Genomic DNA, 16,204 nt, shown 5'->3' with positions numbered 1-16,204 from the left:
AGGGTCTGCGACCCCCTAATTATCCAAAAGATGAATGAAGAAGTAAAAGACCAGGATGTTCTGCTGGTCACAGAAAAAGACAGCGGCAAGTTGAATGTTGTCACAGGAATGAATGAAGACGGGACGCCCAGAACCACCAGTCCCAGGCAGGAAAACGAGCCGGAGTTCCTGCGCATCGACAAACAGGGAAACGCACTGGAAAACTTTATGTCCAACTTTATTCGCCAGTGTAAAGAGCCCACCCACTTCCATTTCTTCAGGGCGCCCTTGGAGAAAGTGGAAAGTTTCGTATCCGTATTACAGGAAATGCTGAAAGAACCCGAAACGCCATCCAATAAAGAAATGCTGGATACACATCGGGTAGTGCCCGAAGAATTCTCAAAGAAGCCCTATCAGGCCATAGACGAATCCCGTATCGACTGGGAACAGTTCGAGAAGTTAGGAATAAAAAAGGAGATGATTGACAAAAAGAGCCTCGACAAGCTGTTGAACTGGCAAAAGACGCCGATGCTGTTTCCTGTCAAGGCAGAGATAGGCGATTCCCTTATCCGCACCGACGCCCGCTTATCCTTACGCGAGAACCCCGACGGCAAATTGAACCTGATTGTACATGCCTTGCGCAAAGAACCACAGTTAGACGGGTTTGTCTACGGTGTCCGTCTGACGGAAGACGATAAACAGAACCTTCGCCGTACAGGACATGCAGGGCGGCTGGTGGAGATAGAACCCGTCAAAGGGCATAAGATGCCGGCATTCCTGTCTATCGACAAGATGACGAACGAACTGGTAGCCATCAGGGCGGATAAGATAAAGATTCCCAATGAGATTAAAGGCGTCACCCTCAATGAACAGCAAAGAAAAGAATTAGCCGAAGGAAAAGCCGTATACCTCGAAGGTATGAAGTCAAAAAAAGGCGAAGACTTCAGTGCATCCGTACAAATCAATGCCGACAGGAGGGGCATCGAATTTAAATTCGATAATGCCAATAAATTGTCAAAAGAACAAAAGGAAGGACGGCAGCAGAAACAGGAAGGCGAAACACGGCTGCGCATTCCCGCTAGGTTATTGGGAGCGGAACTGACTCCGGCACAACAAACCCAGCTAAAAGCAGGGCAGACCATCTATGTCACCGGCATGACCGACAGGGCGGGCGAACCCTTCAATGCCTATGTCAAAGTTAATACCGAAAAAGAAAAACTGGACTTCTTCAGATGGAATCCTGATAAAGCTATCAGGCAGGGAGCGGAGGTTACGCCCGACAACAACAGCAAGACACAGGTTGCTGTCAACTCGGAAGGCAAAAACAACGAAGCCACCAAAGACATTAAAGAACCGCTCAAACAGGGACAGGGGAAACCGACCCAAAAGCAGGAAGAACAAAAGGAAGAAAAGCAAGACGAAAAACAAGAACAGAAAGTACAAAAATCCAAAGGGATAAGAATGTAATGTGCCAATTTACTGATATGCCAATGTGCCGATTACGCAAAGCGATAAAGTGATAATAGCTAACAACTTGAATCACTGTAACTCGTAACTGCCCGTAGGGTGAAGAATTGAAAATCGCCGAAGCGAAGGCGAGGCAAACTTGTAACTAAATTGGCACATCGGCATATTACCTCATTAAACAATTAGAAAATATGATAGCAATAATAGCAGAAAAACCAACTGTAGCACGGGAGATAGCCAAGATTGTGGGAGCAACATCCCGCGAGGAAGGTTATATCGAAGGAAATAATTATATAGTAACATGGGCATTGGGACATCTAATCGGGCTCTCCATGCCCGAGAATTACGGGCTCAAAGGCTTTAAACGGGAGAACCTGCCCATCATCCCCGAAACTTTTACCCTGCAACCCCGGCAGGTAAAAGCGGAGAAAGGTTATAAAGCCGATCCCGGAGCATTAAAGCAACTCCGTGTCATTAAAAAAGTATTCGACCGGTGCGACAGTATTATTGTCGCTACCGATGCCGGACGCGAAGGAGAATTGATTTTCAGGTATATTTATTCCTATCTGGAATGTAATAAACCATTCAGGCGTTTATGGATCAGTTCCCTTACTGAAAAGGCTATCCGGGAAGGCTTGAATAACCTGAAAAAAGGAACGGATTACGACAACCTGTATTATGCCGCCAAATCGAGAAGCGAAGCCGATTGGCTTGTCGGTATCAATGCCAGCCAGGCATTAAGTATTACTGTCGGCGATGGTGTCTATTCACTCGGACGGGTACAAACCCCGACACTGGCAATGATCTGCTCCCGTTATAAGGAGAATAAACAATTTATACCCCAGAAATACTGGCAACTGGGAGTGGGTATTGAAAAAGACAATATCTCTTTTAAAGCACAATCTAAAGAAAAGTATTCCGATAAGGAGGAAGCCGAAAAACGATACCGGTTATTAAAAGCCAATCCTACAGTAGAAGTTAAGAAAGTCGATAAGAAAGCCATATCGGAGGAAGCACCCTTACTTTTCGACCTGACCGGATTACAGAAGAAAGCCAATAGCCTGTTCGGATTCCCGGCAGAGAAGATGCTCGGCATTGCGCAAACCCTCTACGAAAAGAAACTGATTTCCTATCCCCGCACAGGTAGTAAGTATATCTCTGAAGATGTATTTGAACAGGTGCCTGAAACAATGAAGTTTATCAAAGCACATCCCAAATACGGGGAATACACGATTGGATTACTGAAAGACGGATTGAACAGGCAGGCGGTAAACGACAAAAAAGTAACCGACCACCATGCCTTGCTTATTACCGATGTGTTCGCAAATGAACTCAAAAAGGAAGAGCGACAGGTTTACGACCTGATTGTCTGCCGGATGCTGGAAGCTTTTTCTCCCAAGTGCCAGAAAGAACAGACCACCGTTTCTATTGTCAGCAACGATATGGAATTCGAGGCCAAAGGTTCTGTCATTATTGAAGCAGGATGGCGGGCAGTACAAAAGAAGTCGGGTGATAAAACAGAAGATAAGGATGAAAACAATAAAAATAATGACGTCCCCAATAGTTTGCTGCCCGGACTCTCTGAAAATGAAAAACTTCAATCCACCGGATGCAGCCTGATAGAAAAACAGACCAAGCCGAAACCCTTATTTACCGAAAGTTCCCTATTGACTGCTATGGAAAATGCAGGCAAAGAACTGGATGACGAAACCCAACGTCAAGCCATGAAGGATTGCGGATTGGGAACGCCTGCTACCCGTGCTGCCATTATCGAAACACTTATTTCACGGGGATATATTATCCGCAAAGAGAAAACACTTATCCCAACCGAAAAAGGAATGGCTATCTATGGCATTGTCAAATCCATGCGTATTGCCGATGTGGAAATGACTGGAATGTGGGAAGAAACACTGGCTAAGATTGAACGGGGAGAAGATAATGCTGAAACCTTTATGAAAAGTATAGGAGTTTATACTTCTCAGGTAACAGCTGAACTCTTATCCTCTAACATCGTATTCAAAGAAACAAGCTCCAATGTATGCTGTCCTAAATGTAAAGAAGGGAATATACGGTTTTATCCGATGGTTGCCCGATGCAGCAGTGAGCATTGCGATTTTACCTGTTTCAGGACGAAGGCCGGCAAAACTTTGACAGATGCCCAACTAACCGAACTCTTTGAAAAGAAAATACTGGGACCGCTTAAAGGCTTTAAGAGCAAAGCCGGTAACGACTTTGAGGCATCAATGATACTGGATGAGGAACTGAATGTCAAATTTGTATTTCCTGAAAGAAAAAATAGCAGCAATACCAATTATAAAAAAGGAAAGGGAAAACCGAAAAAATAATAGATTAAATAACAATTATAGTTTTTATACTATCTAATAACAAAAGAGCCTGTGGCTCCCCCAAACAAACGGCACTTGGGTATCCCTCCCAAGTGCCTGGCTAATTATCCAACTTATCCGGTCTAACCCGATACACCTTACGGTATTTATCGAAGAAAACACAATAAAAAAGCACTGAGTGCTTAGATAAATTGAAGTATGACAAAGTTAGCGGTTATTCCGGTTTTTATCCACTAATAAATTAAAAAGATGAAAAAGAATAATAATCGAAATATCCCTATGGAGTTATCCTATTACAGGCTGACTCTGCTTTCCTATCTCAAAGAAAGCCATCCCAACCTTGCATACGATAACGGGTTTATTACAACCAGATCCGATGAAGCTTCCGAAGCCTATTCCAATGCGATTAAAGACGGCTTATCCCATCCAGAGGCTGAAGAACTGGCAAACACGACATTATTCCGTGATTTACTGTTTTCCCGATATGATACCATTATTAATGTATTATGGAATGAGTTTTCGGATATTATTCCACAATCTCGGGCAAAAGAATATGCAGAGAGAATACTCTCCCAATGCGAACTGATATTCCTGCAATATACCCTCTCGGATGAGTTTACCGATTCTCCCGAATACAATACCCTCTATACGGAATTAACCGGTTTCATTTCTCTCTGGCTGGAAGAAAACGAGTTGTAAAATGAGCTATAATAAAAAGGCTCATCTCCGGGCCAATATAGAGGCTATCCGTACCGTCCTTATCCTCGATAAAGAGAAAAGGACGGCAACGGATGATGAAAAGGAACTGATGCAGGGCTATTCGGGATTCGGTGGATTGAAATGTGTTCTGAATCCTGCAAACTCTCTTACAGACATCAGCAGCTGGTCGAAGTCCGAATTGGATCTATTTCCTTTGGTAGCAGAACTGCACCGCACGATCCGGGACATTACTTCATCGGAAAAAGAGTATAAGCAATATTTTGACAGTATCCGTAATTCGGTACTGACGGCTTTTTATACACCACCTGAAATTGTACAGGCTATCGGTGATGCTATAAAGGATAGTGGTATTGATGTAAATCGTTTTCTTGATCCTTCAGCTGGTATGGGTGAGTTCTCCCGTGATTTTATGCCCTTTTCTGATAGTAGTATAGAAAAAATCAGTTTTGAAAAAGACTTGTTGACAGGTGGAAAAAACGGTAAAAACGACCCCTTAAAAACGGCGGAAAATGATCCCTTGAAGTTATGCCGTTCAAACAGTAAAAAGTTGTTCTCGGGATTGGGGTCTAAAAGAAGAAGATTTAAGCCCGAGTTAAACTTAATATTTATCGGTCTACCCAGGTAATGGGTCCACAGATTTTACAAAAATAGGTATAAGTCCCAACATCTCTATATTCGGACCCACATAATTTATCAGCGATACATATTTTCATTTTTAGTTTTCCTTTTTCTGATTGATTCTCCAAATAACTCTACCCTCAGGGAATGATGTACTAATCGGTCGAGTACGGCATCGGCAACTGTTTTCTCACCAATAACGTCATACCAACCTTTAACAGGGACCTGCGAAGTAATAATAGTAGATCTCTTTTGATGCCTGTCTTCTATTATATCCATCAGTATTCCCCTTGCCTGAGAGTCGAAAGCCTGCATACCGAAGTCATCCAGTATAAGCAGGTCCATCCTCTCGATACGTTTAAAGTCGTTTATAACAGAGCCTTTGACCTTTGCAATCTTCAGTTGGCTCATCAGTTTTGCAGTACTGGCATATAATACCTTATATCCATCCTGGCATGCTTTATTACCCAATGCGGTAGCCAGATAGCTCTTACCTGTTCCTGTGGGTCCGGTTATGAACAGGTCTTTACTTTCTGCGACAAACTCCAGGGCAGCTAACCGCTCAACCTGATTACGGTCCAGTCCCCGCTCAAAGGTGTAATCAATCTCTTCTATCGAAGCATTGTAACGGAATGAAGCAGCTTTAACCGCCCTTTCAATAGCCCTGTTTCGGCGGTTGTCGAACTCACTGGCCACCAGGTGTCCTATAAACTGATCCTGGGTCATTTGTTCTTTCAATGTATTTTCCAGTGATGTCTTGAAGGCGTCGTGCATACCAAAAAGGCGCATCTGACGCATTTTGTCTAATGTTTGATTGTTCATTGTTTTATTTATTAAAGGTTATTTATAATAGTCTTTCCCCCTGATATTTTCATGCTCCGGGATGTCTGCCGTTTCTTCGGGAACCTCAATAAGTTCAGACTGGGTTTTAAGTATATCCTGTATCTCAAGGAAACTATACCTGCCATAGCTGTCGGCAAGACGGCATGCGGCAGCCAGCCTGAGAGGACCTACCTTACGGGCTAAAGACAGGATGCCCGAACAGCTTTTATTAGCCTGGTCAACATAGCGCTTCTTCTCCAATACCTTACGGATGTAAAACTCGACATCTTCATTTATCTCGGCAGCCTGTTTAATAAAGGTCTCAGGTGACCATTCCAGGATAGCCTTATGCTTTGGAGACAAATGTTCAGGATTGGTTGTATGTTTAAACTCAAGGCGGTTACGGGTATGGCAAGCCACACAGGTATAGCCGTCAAATATCTCCACATCACTTGTCGTATAGGATATCTTCAGCTTTTTACCGATATAGATATAAGGGACGCTATAATAGTGGATATCTTCACGCAGACGGACATAGCCGTCTTTACCTACTGTTGCCATAATGTGCTTTTTTATCTGATAACGTATCGGATTTAGCGGACCCAATACATCGCGCTCAATCTCCTCAAAATAACTCCTGCGGGAGTAATTACGACGACTTAAAAGCTGGTAGTTATGTATCTCAAGGGCTGACCGTATAGCCGCATTCAATGACTTTAAGTCCGGACAACGCAGATGTTCTATCCGGGTAAAGATATCTTTGTATGTTAATTTTACAGCATTCTCTACTACTGATTTATCTTTAGGTTTACGCACACGGGCTGGTAGAACGGTTACGGCATAATGCTCGGCAAAACGCTCAAACTCTTCATTGAGTACCGATTCGTAACGTCCGGCTTTTGTCACGGCTGCTTTCAGGTTGTCGGGAACCATTGCCTGAGGGACCCCACCGTAATAATAAAAAGCGTTTTCACAGGCTGATATAAAATCTTCCTTTGTCTGGCTGGAAACCGCTTCTACATAAGTTAACAGGCTGCAGCCCAATATAGCTACGAAGACTTCTACCTGACGGGGAGATTCCCCATGAGGATATATCCATAATTTATCTCCTGTATAGTCGATAAACATTTTATCCCCGGCTTTATGCTCCATCCGCATCGAAGGGTTGGTAATCATCCGGTAACGCTGGATAGCCAATCGGAACTGAGTAAGTCCATAGCCATCAGGATGGTTCTGTCGATATTTATCCCATTGCTGGAGGGTAGTGGCTCCTTTACGTCCAAGTTCTTTGCAGATATCGGGCATTAAACCTTCCAATTCTTCCAGGCGGGGATTAGGTTGAAGCATACAAGCCGGTACACAAAACAGGTCGTGAAGCTCGGCATCACTTTTGCCATGAAACTCTTCGTAGGTCATTTTCAAAGAGTTCCACTTTTGAACGTATTTTTTTACTGTATTACGTGAGGTGCGAGCCATCGCTGCGATGGTCTTTAAACCCGTTTGCTCCTCATACAAACGGATAATGGTTCTAAGTTTGTTCATCTTAATTGGTATGTTCGGCATAATCTTCTGATTTTGGTCGCCGGTCAAGCTAACAAAATCTTACACTTTTAATACCATCTTTGAACAACTTTTTAACAATTACCCTTGCCGGGGTCAGTTTGAAACGTTTTTAGGGGATCACTTTCATCCGTTTTCAAGGGGTCAGTTTCGACCGTTTTTTAATGGCCATTTTCCGCCGTTTTTAAGGGGTCGTTTTTACCGTTTTTTCCACTTTTACGGAGATAGAATAAAACTGAAAATGTTGCTTTCATAATCTTCTTGTTTTTTGTTTGTAAAACTAAATTTTTACTACAAAAACATGGAAGACATTACGCTGCCAAATTCCGACAAATCAAACAATTATACTCTAATTCGGTGCCATTTTCAATAGACCTTCAAATGGCACCGATTTTGGCACCGATTTAGGGTCATATGATTACCTCAATATGTCGTTTCTTGTCAAAGAGGGGGAATAAAAAAATCCCCTAAATTAATCATTTAGAGGATTTTGTCCTATTTTGCCGGAAAGTTGTCTGTTAGTTTCCGATCTTTCAGTGATCCGAGCGGGATTCGAACCCACGACCCACAGCTTAGAAGGCTGTTGCTCTATCCAGCTGAGCTACCGGACCTCACCTTAATTGCTTTTAGCGAGTGCAAAGATAGTGTTTTTTGTAAAAATAAAAATACTTTCCTTTAAAAGTTTTCAGACGCTGCTGCCATTATACCTCAAAACTCACGACCATAACGTATTGCACATACAGAAATATTTATTACTTTTGCACTATAATATCAAAATTACTCCAATGAGAATCTAAAAAAACCTTTCCAGATACAGGTTGTCCGCTCATCAGAGCCGGATCTGGTGATATATCCTTTTTATTCACTTGTTAGATTCAATTTTACCGACATGTAATTCATAAAAATTCAAGTATTAAGATACTTCCGTTTACAAAGTCAGCTATGTAACGCATTGTTGCATCCGTACTTTCCGGCGGGCTATTCCCGCAATCCCGTAAAATTTATGTCTTACCATCTAAACCAATGATATTATGTCTATATCGGTACAGGAAATTACATATACTCATCCCGATAAGGAAGTTCTTTTCAGGGATATCAGCTTCTATGTCTCCAAAGGAGACAAAGTAGCCATAACAGGCGATAACGGTTCGGGCAAATCAACTATGATGCAATTAATGGCCGGAAATCTCGTGCCCTCTTCCGGAGAGATTATCTGTTCGTCGCAGCCTTATTATGTGCCTCAGCATTTCGGTCAATACAATCATATGACCGTTGCAGAAGCATTGCGAATAGATGATAAATTGCAGGCATTATATGCAATTCTCAGTAATGATGCGGCTGAACAGAACTTCGCTATATTGGGTGACGACTGGACTATAGAAGAGCGTTCTCTGGCAGCCTTATCCGAATGGGGGCTGGAAAATATTTCATTCTCTACGCAGCTCGATAGCCTCAGCGGGGGAGAGAAGACCAAAGTTTTTCTGGCGGGTATCGAGATACACCAGCCGGATATAATACTGATGGATGAACCGACCAATCATCTCGATTTCCGTTACAGGGAAAAGCTGTATCATCTTATCGGGCAGTCGCGGCGGCTTATTGTTATCATCAGCCACGACCGCGCACTGCTCAACCGTATGTCGGCTATCTACGAACTGAGCAAAAGCGGCATGGCTTTTTATCCCGGCAATTACGAATTTTATAAAGAGCAAAAAGAGCTTGAACTGCAGGCGTTGCAGGCACGTCTCGAAGACAAGGAGAAAGAACTCCGCCTTGCCCGCAAAACAGCACGCGAAGTAGCCGAGCGCAAGCAAAAGCATGAAGTAAGAGGCAAGAAAAACAACATGAAGAAAGGAGTAGGCAAAATGGCGATGGATACTTTGCAGGATAAGGCGGAGAAGAGCAATTCGAAACTGAAAGATATACATGCCGACAAAATGAGCTCCATAGCCGTGAATATAGCCGAACTGCAAGCGCGGATACCCGACATTGAAGGGATGAAGACCGATTTTAACACCTCGGTGCTCCACAGGGGAAAAATATTGGTGACTGCCGAAAATATCCAATTTAGCTACGGGGCTTCTCTCTTATGGACAGAGCCTCTCAACTTTCAGATAAGGAGTGGCGACCGTATAGCCATCAGAGGAAGCAACGGGTCGGGAAAGACTACGGTGCTAAAGTTGATAACCGGAGAATTGGAGCCGGCGGAGGGCATATTAACGAAGGCAGATTTCAGCTACGTATACCTCGATCAGGATTATTCTATAATAAATGATAAGCTGACCGTGTATGAACAAGTTGAGCAATTCAGTAGCGGAATGCAGGATTATGAGATAAAGACTATCCTCAATCGTTTCCTTTTTCCTTACGAATCATGGAATAAAAGTTGCAGGCTGCTCAGCGGGGGAGAGAAGATGAAAATGGCCCTGTGCTGCCTGATGGTATCCGAAAGTACACCCGATATGTTTATCCTCGACGAACCCACTAACAATATCGATATCCAGAATATAGAAATACTTACCAATACCGTAAATGAATACAGGGGTACGGTATTGCTGGTTTCGCACGATTCGTATTTTGCCGGTCAGGTAGGAGTGAGCAGGGTGATTGATCTGGATAATGTAAGATAAGCCTTCCCAACCCCCTCCGAAGGAGCGGCTATTTCTCCCCTTTGGGGAGGTTGGGAGGGGCTATTTTACATTCAACAAACCATCTTATTTTATATTCGCATTATACGAATCGGAATAATGATATTTCATCTGTAATGTAAACAAATCGTCTTTACTGGTATGTTTTACATTCAGTTCATCTACAATTACATAACGAGATGTCGACAGTTCATACACAGCTACAGATGTGCTCAGTTCTTTCAACCACTCGGCAACCTCTCTTGTGATAGGCATTGTCTGTACAACGAATTGCTCGGTAACTTCTTTATTGAAAACCGATTCGATGCGGCTGCTTATATTGAAACCCGGTGTTTGCGTGCGATGGATAGTCGTCTTGTCCGATTTGAAATCAGTCTGCTCCATGCCACCGAAGTTAAAAGAACTCCAGCCGCCCAGTGCGTTTAGGAATGCGAAATCATTGACTTTATACAGGCAGTCGGGCAGAATCTTGAACGTGAGAGGCTTGCTAACCGCCTCACCATTGCGGCACAGACAGACTTTTACAATGCCCGCCTTGGGGTATTTATCCAGTACGGCATTATCTATATCGAGACGGATAGTATTCACCACATTAAATAGCGATTTATCCTGATCATCCGTTTTTGCAGTGCCCAGATAACTACCCGATTGTGTATAAGCTTTGTAAAGGATACCGAGCTTACAATCAGTGTCTTTGTCTGTGTCGGAAAGTATGAAATTGAAATATTGCTTTTGATCTTTGATATGCGTCAGAACAGGCTGACGGGTAAGAGGAAACACTTCATTGTTTTTACCCGTATTGTAAACATACTTCGACAGATCATTTTCTGTCAGATTGCGGTCATATCCGGTAATAGCATATAATTTATCCGAGTAGAAAAATGTTTCATTATTTATTCCGTCAAACTTTCTTGCCGTAAACCGAAATGCCGTATCCGTACCCGTATCGCACCAGTTAATAGCATCATTAAGGAAACTATCGGAGTATTGGTTTGTATTTGCCCATATAGTATTAACATCGAACCATGCAGGTTGTCCGTAATAGGTTTTTGATAAGGTAGTTATGTATTCATCTTTCAGACTTTCATCTTCCGGTTCCGGTTTTATGTATTTATAAAGGTCGAGTTGGATTTCACAGCTTTCTTTGTCTTGTAAGAGAATATCTACATCGCCATCTTCAAATTCTTTTTCTATTTTGTTAATAAAAAAGCTTGGGTCAATTTCATCAAATGTATATGCAGCACCTTTGCCTTTTGGAATAAGCCAAACAGTTGTTCCGTTTTTTCCTTTTTCAGTCGGTATTGTAATATGAAAATTACTTTTTAAAAAAGAGTTATTCATCATGCAAGCCCTAATATTCTCAGCTGTCACCGAATAATCTTTATTTTTTGCAACAAAAAATGTATCATTGCTTACTTCGCTTATATTTGTAGTTGCTTTCAGTATATGTTTTGTTTTGGTTGCTGTATCTATGAGTTTAATCTCTGCGGGTTTATTATCTGAATGGAGGTTTGTACTTATAACATTGAAACCAATTTTATAAGTGCTCGAGTTTCCTACTGTTTTGGAATAATCTATTGTGTCGGCATGGTATAGGATAAATTCGAAATCATATTCTTCTCCTGAGCCTTTCGATGTAAATAATATAACCTCTTTTTTTTCATCTTCGAAAGTGACATCATATTTCCCTTTAAAAAACGGGCTTGCTGCCAATGTATCCTTAAAACTTACAAATTGCTCAGGACCATTTTCCAAACCTATAGTAAAAAATGAATAGTCTCTGTCATCATATACGTTTTCATCTATGACCCGTCCGTTTTGTATATTATATTCTATAGCTCCGGTCGGTTTACCCATAAAATGATAATATTCATCCTTTGTTTTATCCCAGACAGAAAAAGCCGAATAGTTAGCAAATCGCAATCTTTCTTCATCATATGGTAAGTACTCCCCCCAATTTTTAAGTTTTACCTTTAGTTTAAAAGCTTTGCCATTTTTCCCCTCAAATACCACAAAATTAGGATTCCCCGCCAAAGACACCTCCACAGGCTCCTCTATATTAGCTATATCGTTTGTTTTTATTCCCATGATTTATATTTACTTTACTGTTTTTATTCAAAATATTTACTTACCTCTTCCGTTACCGCATCCAGCAGCATATCGGCCCATTTGTCGTCGAATTGCTTTTCTATTTCCTCTTCCAGTGTAGCCAATATGGGGCGGGGCTCCTGTCCGTCGCGCCAGATAGCCCTGCTGATAAGGAACAGTGTACTGTTGTCGGTAGGTATGCCGCGCGAAAGCGCCCAGTCGCGAAGAGAATCGATAGGCGGTTGTTTGCCCGAGCGCGGTTTGCGTCCCTGCTCTATGAATTCTATATAGTTGTCGAACAGGGTTTCGATAACGACAGACTCGCCGCTGATACGTGTGTTTACTTTCATATTGTCGACTAAAGAACTGCCTTTCAAAGTGTTTCTACCCGTCTTGCTATTTATACCGATGCTGTCGTTGCCGAGCAGGGTTTGCGACAGCAGCATCACATCGGCGGCAATGGCTTCGATAACTTTTGTAACTGCCGTTTCCATTATTTTCTGGTTTTAATGTCGAAATCGGGCAGCTTGTGGACAAAAATTTCACAATTATTGACAGGCGACACTTCGAAATCGTTTAGTTTGCTGTCTTCTTCGAACTGTTTTCCTTCCTCGAACTGTTCATCTATCAGGCACAGATTCTGCATATTCACCTGCGTGAAGTTCACCGAAAAACGGCACCCGCAGGCATCATTATCATAGTAGTTGCGCAGTGTAGTATATGTCCAGTCGGGGCGGATGCTGATGCCACAGGCCGGATTTTTCTTAATCCGTTCTATGATGTTCAGACCGATGGAGAAAGCAAGGTTTTGCAGATGCTGCACCGATTCTTCGGTAGACGGCAGGAAGAGAACGGAGAAGTTGACAGAATTGCTGAATACATTATCCTGATTGCGCCCCGTAACGGGGTCTTCGAGCCAGAAGAGGGGATGTGTTTCCTTGCCGCTGCCCAGTTCGTAGTTGCGGTTGTAATAAAACGCTTTGATTGTCTTGTGCTCCTGCGCCTGCTGGCGGAAGATTTTTAAAATACTGTTTATCATACCGGTTTGTTTAAATGATGTTTTTATGATATAGATAAAGTTTCCGAATTCTGTTGAATAGTGTATTTGCGGGCAAATAATTAATATATAATACTCTGCAGCATTCCGCTTTTTATTTATCTTTGGATAATTTTCAATTATTAAGCCCGAAACACTATGAAACAGAAACTTGTATTTACTTTAATTTTTAGCCTGATAACGTTTTTTTCAGCCTGCTCTGATGATAATGAGGATGAAAAAAGTTTTCCTTACAACAAACTGCCCACAGATGCCCGTATTTTTATAGAAAAGCACTTCCCGAACAGTACAGTACAGAATATCGATGTAGATAACGGCGAATATGATAAGTATGCCGAATATGATAAATATACCGTGAAGCTTTCCGGTGATGTGACTGCGACATTTAATAAATTCGGATTCTGGCGCATGGTGGAATGCCCGAACGGCATTGCCACTGATAAAGAAATTTTGTGGCCCCGATTCTATGATGATTTGAAAAAGATACAGCCAAATGTCAAAGTCCTTAAATACCAGCTTTACGATTACGGGTATAGGGTATATTTGAATAATGATGTTGTCATTGCTACTGCACATGACCGTATCGAAGGCTATGATGTAACAGGCAAGAAGCCTTTGCCACAAAAAATAAGCACTTTTATTACCGACCACTTCAAAGGAGAGAAAATAGAGTATGTAGTCGAATTATTTAAAAAAGATAAGCTGGAGTTATCAGGTTATCTGCAGGTAGGATTCGCCGGAGGGTCGACTGTTTCTTTCAATGGTGACAACTGGTATCAGTCTGGGGGCACCGTCTCGGATGCATTACTGAAAACTTTGCCTAAGACTGTTTCAGATGCTTTGTATGAAAGATATAAAGAGCCGAAAATACAAACTCTCAAGAAGTATGAAACTTATTGTAAAATAACTGTATCTAACGACAGAGGAGCAGAGTTACTTATAGATTACGAATCGGGTATAATAGAACCGCCGACAAAAGTTGTAGAAGATTTCATTAAAAAATATATAAGTGAGAAGGTGGGCGCAATATCGCCTGTCCGCCAAACCGATAATCCGAAACGGATTATATTTAGATACACTTTTCGGGCAGATGTCGGGAATTGTTTTTTACAGGTAGATAAAAAAGGTGACTGGGTGGAATGCCACTTATCAGGAGAAGTTTTGCCGGATAAGCTGACTGCATTGCTGCCTGCCTCAGTGCTGAAATATGTTGCCGATAATTATCCGGATAACAAGATTTTCCGAATAGGGCATAATTACGAGGGAGAGTATCTGGTGATGCCCGAACTGAAAGTTAGTCTCAAATTCGATAAAGACGGTAAGTTCATAGAGAAGGGTACCGGATTTGAAAGTGAATGACGATAGTCGACAATTATAAGTCTGTATAACATACGGCCGGAACAGTATAAATATCTGTTCCGGCTTTTTTATTTTGTTGTTCTATCAGCCTGATATCAAGTAAGTTTTTTGCTTATAACTTTTGCATAAAAAGGTTTTTCAGTATATTTGTATAAGTGTATATGACAATAAAGGCAAACTATGCAAACTATGGAACAATTATTTGTTCTTTTTGCTATTGGTATAACCATAGCATATTTACTTTTTATCAGCAGGATTGAAAATGCATTTTATGCATCGGCACGGAATATAAACCTGTATACTCCTTTACGGTTCATTTTTCATTCCTTTTTCAGAAGCTATAGTATTACCGGCGCAGTTTTGCATGCCTGTCGGTAAGAAAACGTTTTGATTACTGACAATTGTACTGCAAAGTATTTAGAAGTTTAAAAACGTACGTAGCCAATGAGTATGAAGGATCGTAATATATATGCCGATTTCCTGAAGGGACTGCTTATCTTGCTGGTAGTCTCCGGCCACGCCATACAATACCTCAAGTATGCGGGTGTGGGCTTCTGGGACGATTACGTATATAAGTTCATCTATACTTTTCATATGCCCCTCTTTATCGGCGTCAGCGGCTACTTTGCCTACTCTTCGCTGAAAAGGAAATCTGCAGGGAAGTTTATCTGGGAACGGCTTTATACCCTGCTTATACCGCTTATAGTATGGGGTTCGATCATGGCTACGGTGGATATTGCAATCTCTCCGCATCGCGATATCGACGTATGGTATTATGTTTTTGCAACTATTATCTCGTCTTATTGGTTTATCTGGGCAGTGCTGATACATTCGGTGCTGGCGGGCTGCATGAAACTGTTGCGAATAACGAACAGGTATCTCATCGCCCTCATCGGTTTGCTTTCTATGCTGGTGCCGCTTTTCTTTACCAGCAATGTAGTACTGGCATTTACCAAAGATATGTTTTGTTTTTTCATCATCGGCTACTTACTGGCTTCTGTGGATATAAGTAAGCTGTACGCGATCTGTAAGAAATATTTTCTGATAATTGTGCTGCTCTCGGCTGCATGTTATCTGGTGTGGACTAAAGAAGATCTTATATACTTCACCCCCTCTGATATCTATCACCTGCGGACAGCTATCCTGCGCCTTTTCACGGGAATAATAATGTCGGTGGGCTTCCTTACGGCGACGTATTATATTTATGAACTGGCAGCTAAAAAGCGGTTTACCGGATTCGTAGCCAAACTGGGTACTGAGACTATGGGTATTTACCTTATTCAGGGATTGGCCTGCTTTACTGTTTCCCGTTTTTATTTCGTGGAAAGTAGTGGGCATTTTATGACCTCGTTCCTGTATTTTATTCCGGCGCTGATAGTTACCACAGCTATATATTATCTGATAAAACTGATAAGGAAAAATAAATTTACTGCATTTTTTCTATTGGGTAAGAAGATAATGAAGGGAGCAGGCTGATATTCAGTTTCAACATACTCCCTTTCGTCTGCTACCTCCTTATTTGCTTTTCAAATTTATACTGC

At 41.9% G+C, this 16,204-nt stretch carries 13 protein-coding genes and 1 tRNA gene; 8 read left to right on the top strand and 6 right to left on the bottom strand.

Features of this window, described 5'->3' with window-relative positions; translation table 11 throughout:
• The first annotated feature begins 30 nt into the window (after positions 1 to 30).
• The 4 genes from K348_RS0101940 to K348_RS0101925 all read left to right on the top strand — a co-directional run bounded on the left by K348_RS0101940 (position 31) and on the right by K348_RS0101925 (position 5,136).
• Positions 31 to 1,446: a DUF3945 domain-containing protein gene (locus K348_RS0101940; protein ID WP_029902382.1), complete on the top strand. Its 1,416-nt coding sequence runs from the start codon at positions 31 to 33 to the stop codon at positions 1,444 to 1,446.
• 191 nt (positions 1,447 to 1,637) lie between these two features.
• On the top strand, positions 1,638 to 3,791 hold the full coding sequence (locus tag K348_RS0101935) for a type IA DNA topoisomerase (RefSeq protein WP_029902380.1): 2,154 nt from the start codon (positions 1,638 to 1,640) through the stop codon (positions 3,789 to 3,791).
• 249 nt (positions 3,792 to 4,040) lie between these two features.
• Positions 4,041 to 4,490, top strand: coding sequence for a DUF1896 domain-containing protein (locus tag K348_RS0101930; RefSeq protein ID WP_029902378.1), 450 nt, complete (start codon positions 4,041 to 4,043; stop codon positions 4,488 to 4,490).
• A 1-nt stretch (position 4,491) separates the two neighbouring features.
• Entirely contained in the window at positions 4,492 to 5,136 is a 645-nt protein-coding gene (locus K348_RS0101925) for a hypothetical protein (protein ID WP_029902377.1), read from the top strand.
• A 68-nt stretch (positions 5,137 to 5,204) separates the two neighbouring features.
• Here K348_RS0101925 and istB read toward each other — a convergent pair whose 3' ends face one another.
• The 3 genes from istB to K348_RS0101910 all read right to left on the bottom strand — a co-directional run bounded on the left by istB (position 5,205) and on the right by K348_RS0101910 (position 8,122).
• A complete protein-coding gene (gene istB / locus K348_RS0101920; RefSeq protein WP_029901791.1) occupies positions 5,205 to 5,951 on the bottom strand; it encodes an IS21-like element helper ATPase IstB in 747 nt (248 codons plus the stop codon).
• Positions 5,952 to 5,969: 18 nt separating this feature from the next.
• Complete coding sequence (gene istA, locus K348_RS0101915) at positions 5,970 to 7,493, bottom strand: IS21 family transposase (RefSeq protein ID WP_036930072.1); 1,524 nt, start codon at positions 7,491 to 7,493, stop codon at positions 5,970 to 5,972.
• A 555-nt stretch (positions 7,494 to 8,048) separates the two neighbouring features.
• Positions 8,049 to 8,122 (bottom strand) — tRNA-Arg (locus tag K348_RS0101910).
• Positions 8,123 to 8,542: 420 nt separating this feature from the next.
• On the opposite strand from K348_RS0101910, the gene abc-f reads away from it, so the two are divergent.
• Positions 8,543 to 10,141 carry a ribosomal protection-like ABC-F family protein gene (gene abc-f, locus K348_RS0101905; RefSeq protein ID WP_029902375.1) on the top strand — a complete coding sequence of 533 codons (1,599 nt, stop codon included), beginning with the start codon at positions 8,543 to 8,545 and terminating at the stop codon, positions 10,139 to 10,141.
• Positions 10,142 to 10,225: 84 nt separating this feature from the next.
• On the opposite strand, the gene K348_RS0101900 is transcribed toward abc-f, so the two are convergent.
• Genes K348_RS0101900 through K348_RS0101890 form a run of 3 tightly spaced genes read right to left on the bottom strand, consistent with a single transcriptional unit; the run spans position 10,226 to position 13,286 of the window.
• Complete coding sequence (locus K348_RS0101900) at positions 10,226 to 12,247, bottom strand: hypothetical protein (protein WP_051697496.1); 2,022 nt, start codon at positions 12,245 to 12,247, stop codon at positions 10,226 to 10,228.
• A 23-nt stretch (positions 12,248 to 12,270) separates the two neighbouring features.
• Positions 12,271 to 12,741, bottom strand: a complete 471-nt coding sequence (locus K348_RS0101895) for a hypothetical protein (RefSeq protein WP_029902371.1) — start codon at positions 12,739 to 12,741, stop codon at positions 12,271 to 12,273.
• Positions 12,741 to 13,286: a hypothetical protein gene (locus K348_RS0101890; RefSeq protein WP_029902369.1), complete on the bottom strand. Its 546-nt coding sequence runs from the start codon at positions 13,284 to 13,286 to the stop codon at positions 12,741 to 12,743. The genes K348_RS0101895 and K348_RS0101890 overlap by 1 nt, the downstream gene beginning before the upstream one ends.
• Before the next feature lie 156 nt (positions 13,287 to 13,442).
• On the opposite strand from K348_RS0101890, the gene K348_RS0101885 reads away from it, so the two are divergent.
• The 3 genes from K348_RS0101885 to K348_RS0101875 all read left to right on the top strand — a co-directional run bounded on the left by K348_RS0101885 (position 13,443) and on the right by K348_RS0101875 (position 16,139).
• Positions 13,443 to 14,663 carry a PepSY-like domain-containing protein gene (locus K348_RS0101885; RefSeq protein ID WP_029902367.1) on the top strand — a complete coding sequence of 407 codons (1,221 nt, stop codon included), beginning with the start codon at positions 13,443 to 13,445 and terminating at the stop codon, positions 14,661 to 14,663.
• 189 nt (positions 14,664 to 14,852) lie between these two features.
• The gene (locus K348_RS19250; RefSeq protein ID WP_197027614.1) at positions 14,853 to 15,041 is read left to right on the top strand and encodes a hypothetical protein; all 189 of its coding nucleotides are present in this window, start codon (positions 14,853 to 14,855) and stop codon (positions 15,039 to 15,041) included.
• A 66-nt stretch (positions 15,042 to 15,107) separates the two neighbouring features.
• Entirely contained in the window at positions 15,108 to 16,139 is a 1,032-nt protein-coding gene (locus K348_RS0101875; protein WP_081852482.1) for an acyltransferase family protein, read from the top strand.
• Positions 16,140 to 16,204: the final 65 nt, after the last annotated feature.

The sequence above is a fragment of the Prevotella sp. 10(H) genome (assembly GCF_000711235.1).
In the GTDB taxonomy this organism is placed as follows: Bacteria; Bacteroidota; Bacteroidia; order Bacteroidales; family Dysgonomonadaceae; genus Dysgonomonas.
Note: the sequence above shows the minus strand (reverse complement) of the source record. Positions and strands in the feature narration are given on the sequence as shown.

Coding starts and splice junctions, on each gene's coding strand:
- K348_RS0101930 (WP_029902378.1), top strand. CDS start 4,041: ATGAAAAAGAATAATAATCGAAATATCCCTATGGAGTTATCCTATTAC.
- istA (WP_036930072.1), bottom strand. CDS start 7,493: ATGAACAAACTTAGAACCATTATCCGTTTGTATGAGGAGCAAACGGGT.
- K348_RS0101900 (WP_051697496.1), bottom strand. CDS start 12,247: ATGGGAATAAAAACAAACGATATAGCTAATATAGAGGAGCCTGTGGAG.
- abc-f (WP_029902375.1), top strand. CDS start 8,543: ATGTCTATATCGGTACAGGAAATTACATATACTCATCCCGATAAGGAA.
- K348_RS0101935 (WP_029902380.1), top strand. CDS start 1,638: ATGATAGCAATAATAGCAGAAAAACCAACTGTAGCACGGGAGATAGCC.
- istB (WP_029901791.1), bottom strand. CDS start 5,951: ATGAACAATCAAACATTAGACAAAATGCGTCAGATGCGCCTTTTTGGT.
- K348_RS0101885 (WP_029902367.1), top strand. CDS start 13,443: ATGAAACAGAAACTTGTATTTACTTTAATTTTTAGCCTGATAACGTTT.
- K348_RS0101890 (WP_029902369.1), bottom strand. CDS start 13,286: ATGATAAACAGTATTTTAAAAATCTTCCGCCAGCAGGCGCAGGAGCAC.
- K348_RS0101875 (WP_081852482.1), top strand. CDS start 15,108: ATGAGTATGAAGGATCGTAATATATATGCCGATTTCCTGAAGGGACTG.
- K348_RS0101925 (WP_029902377.1), top strand. CDS start 4,492: ATGAGCTATAATAAAAAGGCTCATCTCCGGGCCAATATAGAGGCTATC.
- K348_RS0101895 (WP_029902371.1), bottom strand. CDS start 12,741: ATGGAAACGGCAGTTACAAAAGTTATCGAAGCCATTGCCGCCGATGTG.
- K348_RS19250 (WP_197027614.1), top strand. CDS start 14,853: ATGGAACAATTATTTGTTCTTTTTGCTATTGGTATAACCATAGCATAT.
- K348_RS0101940 (WP_029902382.1), top strand. CDS start 31: ATGAATGAAGAAGTAAAAGACCAGGATGTTCTGCTGGTCACAGAAAAA.